This is a genomic window from Enterobacter cloacae complex sp. HYC074_NIDB, assembly GCF_056673345.1.
Window position 1 is genome coordinate 2,842,889 of sequence record NZ_CP114214.1, and the last position, 14,960, is coordinate 2,857,848.

Below are 14,960 nucleotides of genomic sequence, written 5' to 3' on the forward strand. Positions count from 1 at the left end.
CCTGCCGGGTTGTGGTATGTTTGAGGCAGGCGCACAGGAAGTGAACCTTCTGCTGAGACGAAAACCGGATTTTATCGTTTATTTTCATGCGGATAAAAAGAGACCGAATACGATTCCTGTATTCGGTCCAGGGAAATGGCTCTTGGGAGAGAGCCGTGCGCTAAAAGTTGGCATTAATGCAGGCTCAATCGCCTTGCCCTTTAAGAATAGATGACGACGTCAGGTTTTCCAGTCCACAGTAAAAGTGGTCTGAAAAAAAGCGTCAGAACATCACTAAATGTGAAAAACCGCAGAGCTTTTACAAGCACCTGCGGTTTTTTTTACTGGAAACCTGACGGCTAGCAGAGCTTTTCAGCGCGCTCAATAAACGGTGCCAGACTTTTCTTCTGCCCGGGGTTTGCCGGGTCATCCACCTGGATCACGCTGACAGGCTGTCCGTTACTTTTCCCGCTGGCCACCTGCTGCTCCGCTACGTCATTTAACGGATACTGCACGAGCGTACTGGGATTGATGACATACAGCGCGTTACCGGGACGGCAGGTGAGCATGACCTCTTCACGATTAAATGCCCAGTTGTCCTTGCCCACTTCAAACCGGCTGACGGTGATGACCTGCGGCGCGGCCAGCGCACTGCTGGCACAGGTGAGAAGTAAAAGAGAAAGCAGTGTCTTTTTCATATGTTATTTAACCTTGTCAGAAGGGTTCCCAGGTCGCGAACAGGCTGACGGCCGCCAGTACCAGCGCGCCCAGCACCACCTCTGCCTGTGTCATCCTGATAAAAATCTGTTGTTCCCGCCCGGCCTCCGGGCGAAAGCGTGGCACAAGAAAATACCGATTCGCCAGCGCAATTGCCACCATCATCATGACCAGCGCACATTTGAACAACAACAGCTGGACATAAGGCGCATGCCACGGCACGTTTATGCCAACAATAAAGAGCGTATTGATTATCCCGGTCAGCAGCACGCCTGCCACGGCGTAATGCCCCACGCGGGAGAAGCGCATCATGGTAAAGATAGCGGCTGGCTGCCAGCGGCCTTTCGCCAGACGCATACAAAACAGCAGCGGCAGTAAACCACCCACCCAGGTCGCGGCGCAGAGCAGATGAAGCGCATGGTTGAGACGATGCAATGCTCCCGGTGCGCCACCGTTCATCGCGGCATGTCCCACGCCCGCCAACAGCACCAGCTGCCCCATCACGAGCAGTAACAGCCGTGAGCCTTTTTGCGGGGTAAGCCATGCAGCGCCCGCCGTCGCAGCGGCCAGCACCATTTGCCACAACCAGACGCCGCCAAATTGCGTTCCCAGCACGCTGCGCCAGACCGCCGGACGAATGACATCGCCCCAGCCGTTGCCCATCAACCCACTTTGCAGGCCAAACATCAGCAGAGCCGCCATCAGGCTGATTAAGGCCGCGAGTTTCTGCTGCCGCTGGAAACGCCGGGTCATGAGGCGCTGCAACGAAGACGGTGCAAACCAGACGCTGTAAAGCGCGTTGCCGAAAAGCAGCATCAGCGCAGCAAAATGGATAAAGCGTAACGCGACGTAGCTCAGGGCCAGCATACTATTTCACGCTAAAGTGATAGCTGCCCTTGGTTTTGTGGCCGTCCACGGAGACCACGTGCCAGTCCACCGTGTAGGTGCCGGTCGGCAACGGTTTCTCAAGAGGAACAATCAGCTTTGCGTTATCCTTCTCGTCACGCTTCACCGCGCCGGTCTGGATCTTGTGCTGCTGCGCGTCCGTCACCACCACGCCGCTGAAGGCAGGCTCAATGCCTTCCGAGAAGTTCAGGGTAATGACCTCTGGTGCCACCGCAACGGTATTTTCCTGCGGGGATTGCTGCTTAAGATGCGCATGGGCCAGAGCTGAGGTCGCGGTTGCTGAAGAGAGCAAAAATGCCAGCGCGCACGCGACGCGGGAAGGGGTAAAGTGCATCACAATCATTCCTTTTCGTTATGCCTGAATGCTAAAGAATAACTCTGTATAATTAACGAGTCGAGGAACATCCTTTGCTCCCTTGTCATCGTTGAACAATCGCGGTAACGTTGCCGCCGCAGAAAAAGGAGAAGGAAATGAACGTTAACCTGGCCGCCCTTCCTCAGGACGAGATGGACAAAGTGAATGTCGATCTCGCCGCCGCGGGTGTCGCATTCAAAGAGCGTTACAACATGCCCGTCGTAGCTGAAGTGGTAGAGCGTGAACAACCCGCACATCTGCGCGACTGGTTTCGCGAACGTCTCATTGCGCATCGTCTCGCCTCCGTCAATCTCTCGCGCCTGCCGTACGAACCTAAAGTTAAATAAGCTTAACGTCTCGTTACACTTCCTTACGCGTTATGTGGCAGGATAAGAAAACCCTGATAAATTTAGGTGTAATCTTAAAATCCCAGCGACTTAGTGTATAAGGAAGTCACGATGTCACGATGGAATATTGCCGCGGCTCAGTATGCCCCGCGGCACAACTGTGTTGATGAGCACGTAAAACATCACCTGCACTTTATTGCCGAAGCTGCCTGGCATGGGTGCGATTTGATCGTCTTTCCGGAGCTTTCGCTTACCGGCCCAGGCGGAACATCCTTACCCCCACCTCCTGACGATTTGCAGCTTGCCCCCCTCCTTCACGCCGCCCAGTCACGTTTCATCACGGTGATTGCTGGTATTACGCTCCAGCAACACGGCCAGCGCCAGAGAGGACTCGCGCTTTTCACCCCTAACCTGTCGACCATCCGGCGTTATCCGCAGGGCAACGGTGCGGGTGTTATTCCTGGCGATAAAAGGTTAACCATCGTGGATAACCAGGCTGACGCCCCGGAACTGGACCCGGAGGCAACGCTGTTCACCAGCAGCCTGGCCGTGGGCGAGCACCGCTGGCGACAATCGATCGGTTCGTTACAACGCTTCGCGCACAAGTACGCCATCGCGGTATTAATGGCGAACGCGCGCGGCGGTAGCGCGTTATGGGATGAAAAAGGTCAGCTGATTGTACGTGCCGATAAGGGAGAACTGCTGCTAACCGGTTCTTTAGGCCAACAGGGTTGGCAAGGCGATATCATTCCATTAGGCTAGGCATTTTAGGATCAGGAGCGATCAATGCTGCGCGTTATCGATACCGAAACCTGTGATTTGCAGGGTGGAATTGTGGAAGTCGCTTCTGTCGACGTGATTGACGGAAAGATAGTCAACCCAATGAGCCATCTGGTGCGCCCGGATCGTCCCATCAGTGCGCAGGCGATGGCTATACATCGCATTACGGAATCGATGGTGGCGGATAAGCCGTGGATTGAAGAGATCATCCCTCTTTACCACGGTAGCCAGTGGTATGTCGCCCATAACGCCAGCTTTGACCGCCGCGTGCTGCCGGAGATGCCCGGCGAATGGATTTGCACCATGAAGCTGGCGCGCCGTCTGTGGCCTGGGATCAAATACAGCAATATGGCGCTGTATAAGTCGCGCAAACTCAGCGTGCGGACGCCGGAAGGGCTGCATCATCACCGTGCCCTTTATGACTGCTACATCACCGCAGCGCTCCTGATTGATATCATGAATACTTCCGGCTGGACGCCAGACGATATGGCGACCATTACCGGGCGCCCCGCGCTACTGACTACCTTTACGTTCGGTAAATATCGCGGGAAGCCAGTATCGGAAGTGGCGGACAAAGATCCGGGCTATCTGCGCTGGCTGTACAACAACCTCGACAGAATGAGCCCGGAACTGCGCCTGACGCTGAAGCATTATTTAGGCGAAGCCTGAGTCCCCGCCCGGCCTGGCAGCGTATCCTGCGCCAGGCCAATCAAAAAGGCGTACTCCAGCGCCACCCCTTCATAGGATTTAAATCGCCCTGATTTCCCTCCGTGCCCTGAGTCCATATCGGTACACAGCAGCAGCAGATTATCGTCAGTTTTCAGCTCACGCAGCTTCGCCACCCATTTCGCGGGCTCCCAGTACTGCACCTGGGAATCGTGCAGGCCGGTGGTCACCAGCATATGCGGATAGGCTTTCGCCTCGATGTTATCGTACGGGCTGTACTCTTTCATGTAGCGATAATAGGTTTCATCCTGCGGATTCCCCCACTCCTCAAACTCCCCGGTGGTCAGTGGAATGGACTCATCCAGCATGGTCGTCACCACGTCCACAAACGGCACCTGGGCGATAACGCCTTTAAACAGTTCAGGCCGCTGGTTGATCACGGCGCCCATTAGCATGCCCCCGGCGCTGCCCCCCATGCCAAAGCAGAGCTGCGGATCGCCATAACCCTGCGCGATCAGCGCATCGCAGACATCAAGGTAGTCGTTAAAGGTATTTTTCTTTTTGAGAAATTTTCCGTCTTCATACCAGTGCTGACCCAGTTCGCCGCCCCCGCGAATATGGGCAATCGCATAAACAAAACCGCGGTCGAGCAGGCTCAGCCTGCTGCTGCTGAAATCGGCGTCCATGCTTGATCCATAGGAGCCATAGCCATAGACGAGGATGGGGTTTTTACCTTTGTTGAAGTGCGCCTTGTGATAGACGAGCGATACAGGGACTTCAACGCCGTCGCGTGCGCTCACCCACAGGTGCTCACTGCGATAATTTTCCGACTCAAAACCCCGGACCTCAGCCTGTTTAATCACCTGACGCTGCCCGGTGTCCATATCCAGTTCAAACAACGTATCCGGGGTGGTCATCGACGAATAGCCGTACCGCAGGCGGGACGATTCCGGTTCCGGGTTAAAGCCGATCCACGTTACGTAAGCCGGGTCATCGAACGCAATGCCCACCACTTCGCGGGTTTTGCGGTTGATTTGGCGGATACTGGTCAGTCCGCGCTGACGCTCTTCCACCACCAGCCAGTCGGTAAACAGGGTGAACCCCTCCAGCATCACCTGATCGCGCGCGGGAATTAACACTTCCCATTTGCGTTCATCGCGCACTTTGGTTTTATAAAGGCCAAAGTTTTTGCCCTCGCGGTTCGAACGCAGGTAAAAGCTGTGCTGGAAGTGATCCAGGCTGTACTCATGATCTTTACGGCGCGGCAGGAAGCACAGCGGCTGCGCATCCGGCAGCTCTGCATCCAGCAGCAGCACTTCTGAAGTGGTGGCGCTGGAGAGGAAAATGATCACGTAGTGGCGAGACGACGTTTTGTGCAGGCTGACATAGAACGTCTCGTCTTTTTCCTCGTAGACTAATTCATCGTCGGCGGAATCGGTCCCCACCGTATGACGCCAGACCTGATAAGGCAGCAGCGTTGAGGCATGCTTTTTAACGTAGTAGACCGTTTCTGAATCGTTACCCCAGACGAAATCGGGGGAGACATTATCCAGCATTTCGGGATACCAGTTTCCCGTTTCAAGATTGCGGAAACGCAAACCGTACTGGCGGCGGGAGAGGTAATCCTCAGCCAGCGCCATAATGGCGTTATCGGGGGAAATGGACATGCCGCCCAGCGTATAAAACTCACTGTGGGCAGCACGTTTGTTGGCATCCAGCAAGATCTCCCATTCGTCCCACTCGGCGCTCAGCACAGACTGGCGCTGGTAGATGGGATATTCGTTTCCCGGCTCATAAATATGGCGATAGCGATAACCGTTTTTGCACCACGGGGCAGAGACATCACGCTGGGGGATACGCTGCACCATTTCGTTCAGGAGCTGATCCTGAAGCGCCTGCTGGCTGGCCATGACCTGGCGGCCATAGTCGTTTTCCTCGTGCAGATAGTCGAGCACCTCTGGCCGGGAACGAGAATCGTCCCGCAGCCAGTAGTAGTTATCGATACGCGTATCGCCATGCGTGGTGATCGCATAAGGAGTACGTCGGGCTTTTGGAGGCATGGCATTCTTACTTTTTCGTTTTACATCCTATAAGGTTGGCAAAACACGCGTATGATGCAAGCGAAACATGGCCTTCTAGCCCGCGAGAGTCTGCTTCTGCTGCTGAATATCCTGCTCAATTCCCTCGCGAACGTCCTGGGGGATCTTCAGCGCATCGCCCAGGGCGTTCAGGTAGCTGCGCTCCATAAAGTGATCGATATCGATGGCGGCACAGCTCAGAAAATAGAGTTCCAGCGCCTCTTCTTCGTTTTTCACGCCTTGCGCCAGACGCTGCGGATCGAGCGGCTGTTCAATGGCCTGCGCCACCAGCGCCCTGCCCTGCTCCTCAACGCCCGCTTCCCGCATCTGCTGTTCAATTGCGGCACGTTCACTGGCATCAATATGCCCGTCGCTCTTGGCTGCAAAGACCAGGGCGAGGATCAGGCGCTCGGTGCGTAAATCTAACGGCGATACCTGCTTCCCGTACTGCGGTTCATCCTGATGCGCGCTGCGCACCTTGTCTTTGTATTTGTTCCATAAGACGGAGCCTGCAATAGCCCCTCCACCCGCCAGCAGCGCGCCGGTACCGTATTTGGTAAGCAGTTTCCGCGATGATTTATTGGCAACCAGCAAACCGGCCAGCCCGCCAAGCGCACCCGGCACCAGCAGCTTGCTTAGACCCTGCTCGCCCGACGACGAGCCTTTTTGTCCCAACAGGGATTGCAGTTGATTCATCCAGCCTGACATATTTTTCCTCACGTAACAGTGCGTAATCTTCACAGCCTAAGCGAGCAGGTGTCAGGAAATGTCTGTCAGTGCTAAAGAAGCGCAAATTTCCCCCTTGTCCGGTTATCCCCATACAAGACAGACGCAAACGTTTTCGTTTATACTGCCCGCATCTTTTTCAGGGGGATTTTTATGACTCGTTTAGGAACCGCGCTGCGCCCTGCCGCGACGCGCGTCATGCTGTTGGGATCGGGTGAACTGGGTAAAGAAGTGGCCATTGAATGCCAGCGTTTGGGCGTGGAGGTGATTGCAGTGGACCGTTACGCGAACGCCCCTGCCATGCACGTTGCGCATCGCTCGTACGTCATCGATATGCTTGACGGCAATGCCCTGCGGGCGTTAATTGCCGAGGAAAAACCGGATTTCGTGGTGCCTGAAATTGAGGCCATTGCCACTGAGATGCTGGTTGCCCTTGAGCAGGAAGGCCAGCGCGTAGTGCCTTGCGCCACTGCGGCAAAACTGACCATGAACCGGGAAGGCATTCGTCGCCTGGCGGCAGAAGAATTACAGCTCCCGACCTCCAGCTACCGTTTTGCCGGGGATAAAGCTGCGTTTCTCCAGGCCGTCGAAGAGATTGGCTACCCGTGCATCATTAAGCCGGTAATGAGCTCCTCCGGCAAAGGGCAGAGCTTTATCCGCGACAGCAGCACGCTGGACCAGGCCTGGGACTATGCCCAGCAGGGCGGTCGTGCCGGTGCCGGGCGCGTCATCGTGGAAGGCGTGGTGAAGTTTGATTTCGAAATTACCCTGCTTACCGTCAGTGCCGTGGACGGCGTTTATTTCTGCGACCCGATTGGTCATCGTCAGGAAGACGGCGATTATCGAGAATCCTGGCAGCCGCAGCAGATGAGCGCGCTGGCGCTGGCACGCGCGCAGGAGATCGCCCGCAAGACGGTGCTGGCGCTGGGCGGCTACGGCCTGTTCGGCGTGGAATTGTTTGTTTGCGGCGACGAGGTGATCTTCAGCGAAGTCTCCCCTCGCCCGCACGATACCGGGATGGTTACACTGATTTCACAGGATCTCTCCGAGTTCGCGCTGCACGTGCGCGCTTTCCTCGGCCTGCCGGTTGGCGGCATCCGTCAATACGGCCCGGCAGCCTCCGCGGTGATCCTGCCGCAGCTGACCAGCCAGAATGTCACCTTTGATAACGTCGAAGGTGCGGTTGGTGCAGGCTTACAGGTCAGACTGTTCGGCAAACCGGAGATCGACGGAAGCCGTCGTCTGGGCGTGGCATTAGCAACCGGGGAAAACGTGGACGAAGCCGTCGCGAGAGCGAAAATAGCGGCTGCGAACGTCAGCGTAGCAGGATAAAAAAACGGACCGAAAGGCCCGTTATAACTGTCTGGCAGGCCGGGTAAGGCGCAGCCGCTACCCGGCAAACAAACTTACTCTTTCGCGCCTTCTACCGCTTCGCGAGCCAGTTTAGTGATGCGATCCCAGTCGCCTGCTTCCAGCGCATCCGCCGGAACCAGCCAGGAGCCACCGATGCACAGCACGCTTTTCAGCGCCAGGTAGTCACGGTAGTTGGCCGGAGAGATGCCGCCCGTTGGGCAGAAACGCACCTGGGAGAATGGGCCCGCAATCGCCTGCAACGCTTTGGTGCCGCCGTTCGCTTCAGCCGGGAAGAATTTGAACTCTTTCAGGCCGTAGTCCATGCCCAGCATCAGTTCAGAAACGGTGCTGATACCCGGGATCAGCGGAATAGAACCTTCGGTTGCGGCTTTCAGCAGGGGCTCGGTCAGCCCCGGGCTGATGGCAAACTGTGCGCCCGCTTCGGTCACTTCCGCCAGCTGCTGCGCATTCAGAACCGTACCTGCACCGATGATCGCTTCCGGCACTTCTTTGGCGATAGCACGGATCGCATCTATCGCACAGGCCGTACGCAGGGTCACTTCCAGAACACGAACGCCACCCGCAACCAGCGCCTTCGCCATTGGGACAGCGTGCTCCAGTTTGTTTACCACAATAACCGGCACGACAGGGCCAGTAGTCAGGATTGCTTCTGCACTTGTTTTCCAGTTTTTCATCAGAGTTTTCTCTCGCCAGATCGTTAAAATCAAGTCGTCTTAAAACGTAATACAGGTTGCGCCCTGCTCCGCACCGGAGAGTTTCTCACGCAACGCACCAAACATTTCGCGTCCGGTACCCACGCGGGATGCGCTCAGGTCAGGAATATGTGGCTGACGCGCCGCCAGCTCTGCTTCGTCCACCAGCAGGGTTAACTCGCCTGTCTGACCGTTAACGCGGATCATGTCACCATCACGCACTTTCGCCAGCAGGCCGCCGTCGTAGGCTTCCGGGGTGACATGAATCGCTGAAGGCACTTTACCGGATGCCCCCGAGAGGCGTCCATCGGTCACCAGTGCAATTTTGAAACGGCGGTCCAATAATACACCAAGCGGCGGCATAAGTTTATGTAATTCTGGCATCCCGTTCGCTTTTGGTCCCTGATGACGCACCACGACCACACAGTCTTTATCAAGCAGACCCGCGTCAAAAGCAGGTAAAACGTCGTGCTGGCTTTCAAACACCACCGCCGGGGCTTCAATCACCTGATTCTCTTCCGGCACGGCAGAGGTTTTCATCACGGCACGTCCAAGGTTACCGCTCAGCACTTTGGTGCCGCCGTGAGGAGAGAACGGCTGTTCGAAGGTTGCGATAACCTGAGGATCGAGCGAGTCGCTCGCTCCTTCGCGCCAGTCCAGCTCACCGTTGTTCAGCCAGGGTTCAAGGGTATAGCGATGCAGGCCAAAGCCCGCCACCGTGTTGACATCCTCATGCAGCAGGCCGCCTTTCAGCAGCTCGCGCATCAGCACCGGCACGCCGCCCGCGGCCTGGAAGTGGTTGATGTCCGCCGGACCGTTCGGGTACAGACGCGCCATCAGCGGTACCACAGAGGAGATATCGGAGAAGTCATCCCAGTTAATCAGAATGCCCGCCGCGCGCGCCATCGCGACAAGGTGCATGGTATGGTTGGTTGAACCGCCGGTCGCCAGCAGGGCGACAATCCCGTTTACGATAACTTTTTCATCCACCATTTTGCCCATTGGCATCCACTCGTTGCCGTTACCGGTCAGGCGCGTCACCTGACGGGCTGCGGCTTCGGTCAGCGCTTTACGCAGTGGCGCATCCGGCTGGATGAACGACGAGCCCGGTAGCTGCATCCCCATAAACTCCACCACCATCTGGTTGGTGTTGGCCGTACCGTAGAACGTACAGGTGCCCGGCGCGTGATAAGACGCGGCTTCCGCTTCCAGCAGTGCCTGACGGTCCGCTTTTCCTTCGGCATACAGCTGACGGATACGGACTTTTTCCTTGTTTGGCAGACCGCTAGCCATCGGGCCTGACGGCACAAAAATCGCTGGCAGATGGCCAAACGACAGCGCGGCCATCACCAGCCCCGGGACGATTTTGTCGCACACGCCCAGATAGAGCGCGCCATCAAACATATTGTGAGACAGGCCCACTGCCGCCGACATGGCGATCACTTCGCGGCTCAGCAGGGACAGCTCCATACCGTCCTGGCCCTGGGTTACGCCATCACACATGGCCGGCACGCCGCCTGCAACCTGGCCCACCGCGTTCACGCTGTGCAGCGCATTGCGGATGATAGACGGGTAGACCTCATACGGCTGGTGGGCTGAAAGCATGTCGTTATAGGAGGTAATGATGGCGATATTGTTACGCAACATGCTTTTCAGCGCGTCTTTATCACCAGGCTGGCAGGCCGCAAAGCCGTGGGCCAGATTTCCGCAGGCCAGCTGTGAGCGATGGACCGTTTCACTCTTCGCCTGTTCGATGCGGGCAAGGTAGGCAGCACGGGTCTCTTTCGAGCGTTCAACAATGCGTTGTGTTACGCGTAACAATGTCGGATTCATAAAAGCTCCTCTAATTTATCTGTCCAGGCTCGGGAGTTTACACAGTTTCTGACGGTTGTTAACAACGCTGAAACGCCTGATATCCGGAGCACAGGGGCAAAATGTCTGAAGGGAGTGTAATAAAAAAAGCTCCGCGGGTGAATCCACTCGGAGCTTAAAAGATAAAAATTATGCCACTTGCTGTGTTAGATCATGTTACCGGTAAAATAACACCTTTGGGCTAGAGAAGGTGGTTATTCAAACTCGTTCCAGGAGCGGCCATCACGGGTGATCATCGCAACGGAGGCGACAGGTCCCCATGTTCCCGCCTGATACGGTTTTGGCGCGTCCTGATCGGCTGCCCACGCTTCAGTGATGGAGTCGACCCACTTCCACGCCTCTTCCACTTCATCGCGGCGGACGAACAGCGCCTGGATACCACGCATGGTTTCCAGCAGCAGACGCTCGTAAGCGTCGGCCAGATGCGTCTGGTTGAAGGTTTCAGAGTAGCTCAGGTCGAGCTTGGTGGTTTGCAGGTTGTGTTTGTGATCAAGACCCGGCACTTTGTTCAGGATCTGAATATCCACACCCTCGTCCGGTTGCAGACGGATGGTCAGTTTATTCTGCGGCAGTTCCTGCCAGGATTCTTTGAACAGGTTCAGTTCCGGATTTTTGAAGTAGACCACCACTTCGGAGCATTTTGCCGGCAGACGTTTCCCGGTACGCAGGTAGAACGGCACACCGGCCCAGCGCCAGTCGTCGATATCCACGCGGATCGCCACAAACGTCTCGGTGTTGCTGGACTTGTTCGCGCCCTCTTCTTCCAGATAGCCAGGAACTTTTTTCCCCTGGGCAAAACCTGCGGTGTACTGGCCGCGCACGGTTTTCTCACGCACGTTGGAGCGGTCAATACGGCGCAGTGATTTCAGCACTTTCACTTTGGCGTCACGAATGCTGTCGGCCGTCAGATCTGACGGTGGAGACATGGCAATCATGCACAGAATTTGCAGCAGGTGGTTCTGGATCATGTCACGCATCTGGCCGGCCTGGTCGAAGTAGCCCCAACGGCCTTCGATGCCCACCTCTTCCGCCACGGTAATTTCCACGTGGTCGATAGTGCGGTTGTCCCAGTTGTTCACAAACAGGGAGTTGGCAAAACGCAGCGCCAGCAGGTTCAGTACCGTCTCTTTGCCCAGATAGTGGTCAATACGGTAAACCTGACACTCCTCAAAGAACTCGCCTACCTGGTCGTTGATTTCACGCGAGGTCGCCAGCGACGTACCCAGCGGTTTCTCCATCACTACGCGCGCCGGTTTGGCGTTCAGCTTCGCCTCGCCCAGACCTTTGCAGATGGCGCCGAAGGTGCTTGGCGGCATGGCGAAATAGTTAATAGTGACACGATTTTCCTGGTCAAGCATTTCACCCAGACGGGTAAAGGCGCCTACATCGTTGACGTCCAGGTTGCAGAAATCGAGACGCCCGCTCAGCTTATCCCAAAGGCTTTCATCGATTTTCTCTTTCATGAACGTTTCGAGCGCCTCACGCACGACTTTGGTATAAGCCTCCTTATCCCAGTCTGCGCGCCCTACCCCAAGGATCCGGGTGTCGGGATGGATCTGGCCCGCTTTTTCGAGCTGATACAGGGAAGGCAGCAATTTTCGGCGTGCAAGATCGCCTTTCGCGCCGAAAATGACCAGGTCACATGCCTGGGCTGTTTGCGTTACCGCCATGTCATTCTCCTCAGTTAGATCGCCTGGTACTCTGCCAGGTATCGTTGTAATTTTATTACAATGCACTGTACTGCTTTTACGCGTTTCCTGAAACCATTAGCGCTTAACGTCACGTGCGATACGGTGATTTTTCGTCGCCTGGGCCATTACGCCCGTCTGATAACGCAACAAACGTCGATTCTTTGCGCAACGGGGTCAGAGCAAAACCCGACGTCGATCAAGTAATGAAAAAAAACAACAACATTTCTTGTCGACGATTACCCTTTCGGGAGTCCTGGGGGTAATATCGGCTAAATCGAATCAAGGTTTCATCTCTTTATGAAATCGTTTATGCCCTCATGAGCGTCTTGTTAACAATGAACATGCTGGAAAAAATCCAGTTTCAACTGGAACACCTTAGCAAATCCGAGCGCAAAGTGGCTGAAGTTATTCTCGCCGCGCCCGCTCAGGCGATTCATTCAAGCATCGCCGCTCTGGCACAGGAATCGGGCGTCAGCGAACCGACGGTCAATCGATTCTGTCGTAGTCTGGACACGCGCGGCTTTCCTGATTTTAAACTGCATCTGGCCCAAAGTCTGGCAAACGGCACCCCGTATGTTAATCGCAATGTCGATGAAGACGACAGCGTTGATGCATACACCGCAAAAATATTTGAATCGGCAATGGCCACGCTCGACCACGTTCGCCAGTCTCTGGACATGAGTTCAGTAAATCGCGCGGTCGATCTTCTCACGCAGGCCAAACGGATTGCCTTCTTTGGCCTTGGCTCGTCCGCCGCCGTGGCGCATGACGCCATGAATAAGTTCTTTCGCTTTAACGTGCCGGTGATTTACTCCGATGACATTGTGCTGCAACGCATGAGCTGTATGAATTGTAGCGAAGATGATGTCGTGGTACTCATCTCTCATACGGGCCGCACCAAGAGCCAGGTGGAGCTGGCGCAGCTCGCGCGTGACAACGATGCGATGGTCATCGCACTGACGACGGCAGGTACGCCGCTCGCCCGGGAAGCGACGCTCGCCATTACCCTGGACGTACCGGAGGATACCGACATGTACATGCCGATGGTCTCCCGCCTGGCGCAGTTGACGGTCATCGACGTACTGGCGACCGGTTTTACCTTACGCCGGGGCGCAAAATTCCGGGATAACTTGAAGCGGGTCAAGGAAGCCCTGAAAGAATCGCGTTTTGATAAAGAATTGCTTATAAAGAGCGATGTTCCCTAATAACGACGAAGTACGATTTACGGCATTCGGTCCCCTCGCTACTGCCTTGCGATAGATGAAGGCCGATTCTATGTTCACGCAACACCAAAGTTGTTTCAGTCAACGGAGTATTACATGTCCAGAAGGCTTCGCAGAACCAAGATCGTCACCACCTTAGGCCCGGCCACCGACCGCGATAATAACCTCGAAAAGATTATCGCCGCGGGTGCTAACGTGGTGCGTATGAACTTCTCTCACGGTACGCCAGAAGACCATAAATTACGTGCCGACAAAGTGCGTGAAATCGCAGCTAAACTGGGCCGCCATGTTGCTATCCTCGGTGACCTGCAAGGTCCAAAAATCCGCGTATCGACCTTTAAAGAAGGCAAAGTCTTCCTCAACATCGGCGATAAATTCCTGCTGGACGCCAACCTGAGCAAAGGTGAAGGCGATAAGGAAAAAGTGGGTATCGACTACAAAGGTCTGCCTGCTGACGTTGTGCCTGGCGACATCCTGCTGCTGGACGACGGACGCGTACAGCTGAAAGTGCTGGAAGTTCAGGGTATGAAGGTGTTCACCGAAGTGACCGTCGGCGGCCCGCTCTCCAACAACAAAGGCATCAACAAACTCGGCGGTGGCCTGTCTGCCGAAGCGCTGACCGATAAAGACAAAGCGGATATCGTGACCGCAGCGCAGATCGGCGTGGATTATCTGGCCGTCTCCTTCCCGCGCTGCGGTGAAGATCTGAACTATGCTCGCCGCCTGGCGCGCGATGCAGGCTGCGATGCGAAAATCGTTGCAAAAGTGGAACGCGCTGAAGCGGTCTGCGATCAGGACGCGATGGACGACGTGATCCTGGCGTCTGACGTGGTGATGGTTGCCCGTGGTGACCTGGGCGTGGAAATTGGCGACCCTGAACTGGTCGGTATCCAGAAAGCGCTGATCCGTCGCGCGCGTCAGCTGAACCGCGCGGTGATCACCGCCACCCAGATGATGGAATCCATGATCACCAACCCAATGCCGACCCGTGCAGAAGTCATGGACGTGGCGAACGCCGTGCTGGATGGTACTGACGCGGTGATGCTGTCAGCGGAAACCGCGGCGGGCCAGTATCCGGCGGAAACCGTGGCCGCCATGGCGCGCGTCTGCCTGGGTGCAGAGAAGATCCCAAGCATTAACGTCTCCAAGCACCGCCTGGATATCCAGTTCGACAATGTGGAAGAAGCGATTGCGATGTCCGCGATGTACGCAGCCAACCACCTGAAAGGGGTCACGGCGATCATCACCATGACCGAATCTGGCCGTACCGCGCTAATGACGTCCCGTATCAGCTCCGGTCTGCCGATCTTCGCCATGTCCCGTCACGAGCGTACGCTGAACCTGACGGCGCTGTATCGCGGCGTGACGCCAGTATACTTCGACAGCACCAACGACGGCGTGGCCGCCGCGCACGATGCCGTGAACCTGCTGCGCGACAAAGGTTATCTGGTATCCGGTGATATCGTTATCGTGACGCAGGGTGACGTGATGAGCACCATCGGCTCAACCAATACCACCCGCGTACTGACCGTAGAGTAAGCTCCGCACCCCTCT

The 14,960-nt window shown here is 56.0% G+C and carries 15 protein-coding genes; 7 read left to right on the plus strand and 8 right to left on the minus strand.

Going from position 1 to position 14,960, the window contains the following annotated elements; all coding sequences use genetic code 11:
- The first annotated feature begins 16 nt into the window (after positions 1-16).
- Positions 17-214, plus strand: a complete 198-nt coding sequence (locus tag O1724_RS13850) for a hypothetical protein (RefSeq protein ID WP_032609507.1) — start codon at positions 17-19, stop codon at positions 212-214.
- A gap of 124 nt (positions 215-338) precedes the next feature.
- Here the strand turns inward: O1724_RS13850 and O1724_RS13855 are convergent, their stop codons facing one another.
- From O1724_RS13855 to yobA, 3 genes are read right to left on the minus strand one after another with little or no spacing between them, the layout of a single operon-like run.
- Complete coding sequence (locus O1724_RS13855; protein ID WP_003859787.1) at positions 339-677, minus strand: YebY family protein; 339 nt, start codon at positions 675-677, stop codon at positions 339-341.
- A 16-nt stretch (positions 678-693) separates the two neighbouring features.
- Positions 694-1,563, minus strand: a complete 870-nt coding sequence (gene copD, locus O1724_RS13860) for a copper homeostasis membrane protein CopD (protein WP_045341063.1) — start codon at positions 1,561-1,563, stop codon at positions 694-696.
- 1 nt (position 1,564) lies between these two features.
- Positions 1,565-1,936: a CopC domain-containing protein YobA gene (gene yobA / locus O1724_RS13865; RefSeq protein WP_045329847.1), complete on the minus strand. Its 372-nt coding sequence runs from the start codon at positions 1,934-1,936 to the stop codon at positions 1,565-1,567.
- Positions 1,937-2,073: 137 nt separating this feature from the next.
- Between yobA and O1724_RS13870 the strand changes: the two genes are divergently transcribed.
- From O1724_RS13870 to exoX, 3 genes are all read left to right on the plus strand, one after another.
- Positions 2,074-2,304: a DNA polymerase III subunit theta gene (locus O1724_RS13870; RefSeq protein ID WP_003859784.1), complete on the plus strand. Its 231-nt coding sequence runs from the start codon at positions 2,074-2,076 to the stop codon at positions 2,302-2,304.
- 111 nt (positions 2,305-2,415) lie between these two features.
- Complete coding sequence (locus tag O1724_RS13875; RefSeq protein WP_045350792.1) at positions 2,416-3,066, plus strand: carbon-nitrogen hydrolase family protein; 651 nt, start codon at positions 2,416-2,418, stop codon at positions 3,064-3,066.
- Between the two features lie 24 nt (positions 3,067-3,090).
- Positions 3,091-3,753, plus strand: coding sequence for an exodeoxyribonuclease X (gene exoX, locus O1724_RS13880; RefSeq protein ID WP_015570288.1), 663 nt, complete (start codon positions 3,091-3,093; stop codon positions 3,751-3,753).
- Here exoX and ptrB read toward each other — a convergent pair.
- Together ptrB and O1724_RS13890 are read right to left on the minus strand one after the other, a co-directional pair.
- On the minus strand, positions 3,735-5,810 hold the full coding sequence (ptrB, locus tag O1724_RS13885; RefSeq protein ID WP_022651440.1) for an oligopeptidase B: 2,076 nt from the start codon (positions 5,808-5,810) through the stop codon (positions 3,735-3,737). The genes exoX and ptrB overlap by 19 nt on opposite strands.
- A gap of 75 nt (positions 5,811-5,885) precedes the next feature.
- A complete protein-coding gene (locus O1724_RS13890) occupies positions 5,886-6,536 on the minus strand; it encodes a tellurite resistance TerB family protein (protein ID WP_032609515.1) in 651 nt (216 codons plus the stop codon).
- Positions 6,537-6,707: 171 nt separating this feature from the next.
- On the opposite strand from O1724_RS13890, the gene purT reads away from it, so the two are divergent.
- A complete protein-coding gene (purT, locus tag O1724_RS13895) occupies positions 6,708-7,886 on the plus strand; it encodes a formate-dependent phosphoribosylglycinamide formyltransferase (protein WP_126296988.1) in 1,179 nt (392 codons plus the stop codon).
- A 74-nt stretch (positions 7,887-7,960) separates the two neighbouring features.
- On the opposite strand, the gene kdgA is transcribed toward purT, so the two are convergent.
- The 3 genes from kdgA to zwf form a co-directional block, all read right to left on the minus strand.
- Positions 7,961-8,602 carry a bifunctional 4-hydroxy-2-oxoglutarate aldolase/2-dehydro-3-deoxy-phosphogluconate aldolase gene (kdgA, locus tag O1724_RS13900; protein WP_109948694.1) on the minus strand — a complete coding sequence of 214 codons (642 nt, stop codon included), beginning with the start codon at positions 8,600-8,602 and terminating at the stop codon, positions 7,961-7,963.
- 39 nt (positions 8,603-8,641) lie between these two features.
- Positions 8,642-10,453 (minus strand): phosphogluconate dehydratase, encoded by a 1,812-nt coding sequence (edd, locus tag O1724_RS13905; protein WP_015570284.1) that lies wholly within the window; start codon positions 10,451-10,453, stop codon positions 8,642-8,644.
- 233 nt (positions 10,454-10,686) lie between these two features.
- Positions 10,687-12,162 carry a glucose-6-phosphate dehydrogenase gene (gene zwf, locus O1724_RS13910; RefSeq protein ID WP_003859771.1) on the minus strand — a complete coding sequence of 492 codons (1,476 nt, stop codon included), beginning with the start codon at positions 12,160-12,162 and terminating at the stop codon, positions 10,687-10,689.
- A 356-nt stretch (positions 12,163-12,518) separates the two neighbouring features.
- Between zwf and O1724_RS13915 the strand changes: the two genes are divergently transcribed.
- Both O1724_RS13915 and pyk read left to right on the plus strand, forming a co-directional pair.
- Entirely contained in the window at positions 12,519-13,388 is an 870-nt protein-coding gene (locus tag O1724_RS13915; protein WP_003859769.1) for a MurR/RpiR family transcriptional regulator, read from the plus strand.
- Between the two features lie 114 nt (positions 13,389-13,502).
- On the plus strand, positions 13,503-14,945 hold the full coding sequence (pyk, locus tag O1724_RS13920) for a pyruvate kinase (protein WP_003859767.1): 1,443 nt from the start codon (positions 13,503-13,505) through the stop codon (positions 14,943-14,945).
- Positions 14,946-14,960: the final 15 nt, after the last annotated feature.

What these genes read in the sequence shown, in the direction of transcription:
- edd (WP_015570284.1), bottom strand. Translation starts at nt 10,453, where the DNA reads ATGAATCCGACATTGTTACGCGTAACACAACGCATTGTTGAACGCTCG.
- O1724_RS13850 (WP_032609507.1), top strand. Translation starts at nt 17, where the DNA reads ATGTTTGAGGCAGGCGCACAGGAAGTGAACCTTCTGCTGAGACGAAAA.
- O1724_RS13915 (WP_003859769.1), top strand. Translation starts at nt 12,519, where the DNA reads ATGAACATGCTGGAAAAAATCCAGTTTCAACTGGAACACCTTAGCAAA.
- O1724_RS13890 (WP_032609515.1), bottom strand. Translation starts at nt 6,536, where the DNA reads ATGTCAGGCTGGATGAATCAACTGCAATCCCTGTTGGGACAAAAAGGC.
- O1724_RS13870 (WP_003859784.1), top strand. Translation starts at nt 2,074, where the DNA reads ATGAACGTTAACCTGGCCGCCCTTCCTCAGGACGAGATGGACAAAGTG.
- kdgA (WP_109948694.1), bottom strand. Translation starts at nt 8,602, where the DNA reads ATGAAAAACTGGAAAACAAGTGCAGAAGCAATCCTGACTACTGGCCCT.
- ptrB (WP_022651440.1), bottom strand. Translation starts at nt 5,810, where the DNA reads ATGCCTCCAAAAGCCCGACGTACTCCTTATGCGATCACCACGCATGGC.
- yobA (WP_045329847.1), bottom strand. Translation starts at nt 1,936, where the DNA reads ATGCACTTTACCCCTTCCCGCGTCGCGTGCGCGCTGGCATTTTTGCTC.
- copD (WP_045341063.1), bottom strand. Translation starts at nt 1,563, where the DNA reads ATGCTGGCCCTGAGCTACGTCGCGTTACGCTTTATCCATTTTGCTGCG.
- O1724_RS13855 (WP_003859787.1), bottom strand. Translation starts at nt 677, where the DNA reads ATGAAAAAGACACTGCTTTCTCTTTTACTTCTCACCTGTGCCAGCAGT.
- pyk (WP_003859767.1), top strand. Translation starts at nt 13,503, where the DNA reads ATGTCCAGAAGGCTTCGCAGAACCAAGATCGTCACCACCTTAGGCCCG.
- zwf (WP_003859771.1), bottom strand. Translation starts at nt 12,162, where the DNA reads ATGGCGGTAACGCAAACAGCCCAGGCATGTGACCTGGTCATTTTCGGC.
- purT (WP_126296988.1), top strand. Translation starts at nt 6,708, where the DNA reads ATGACTCGTTTAGGAACCGCGCTGCGCCCTGCCGCGACGCGCGTCATG.
- O1724_RS13875 (WP_045350792.1), top strand. Translation starts at nt 2,416, where the DNA reads ATGTCACGATGGAATATTGCCGCGGCTCAGTATGCCCCGCGGCACAAC.
- exoX (WP_015570288.1), top strand. Translation starts at nt 3,091, where the DNA reads ATGCTGCGCGTTATCGATACCGAAACCTGTGATTTGCAGGGTGGAATT.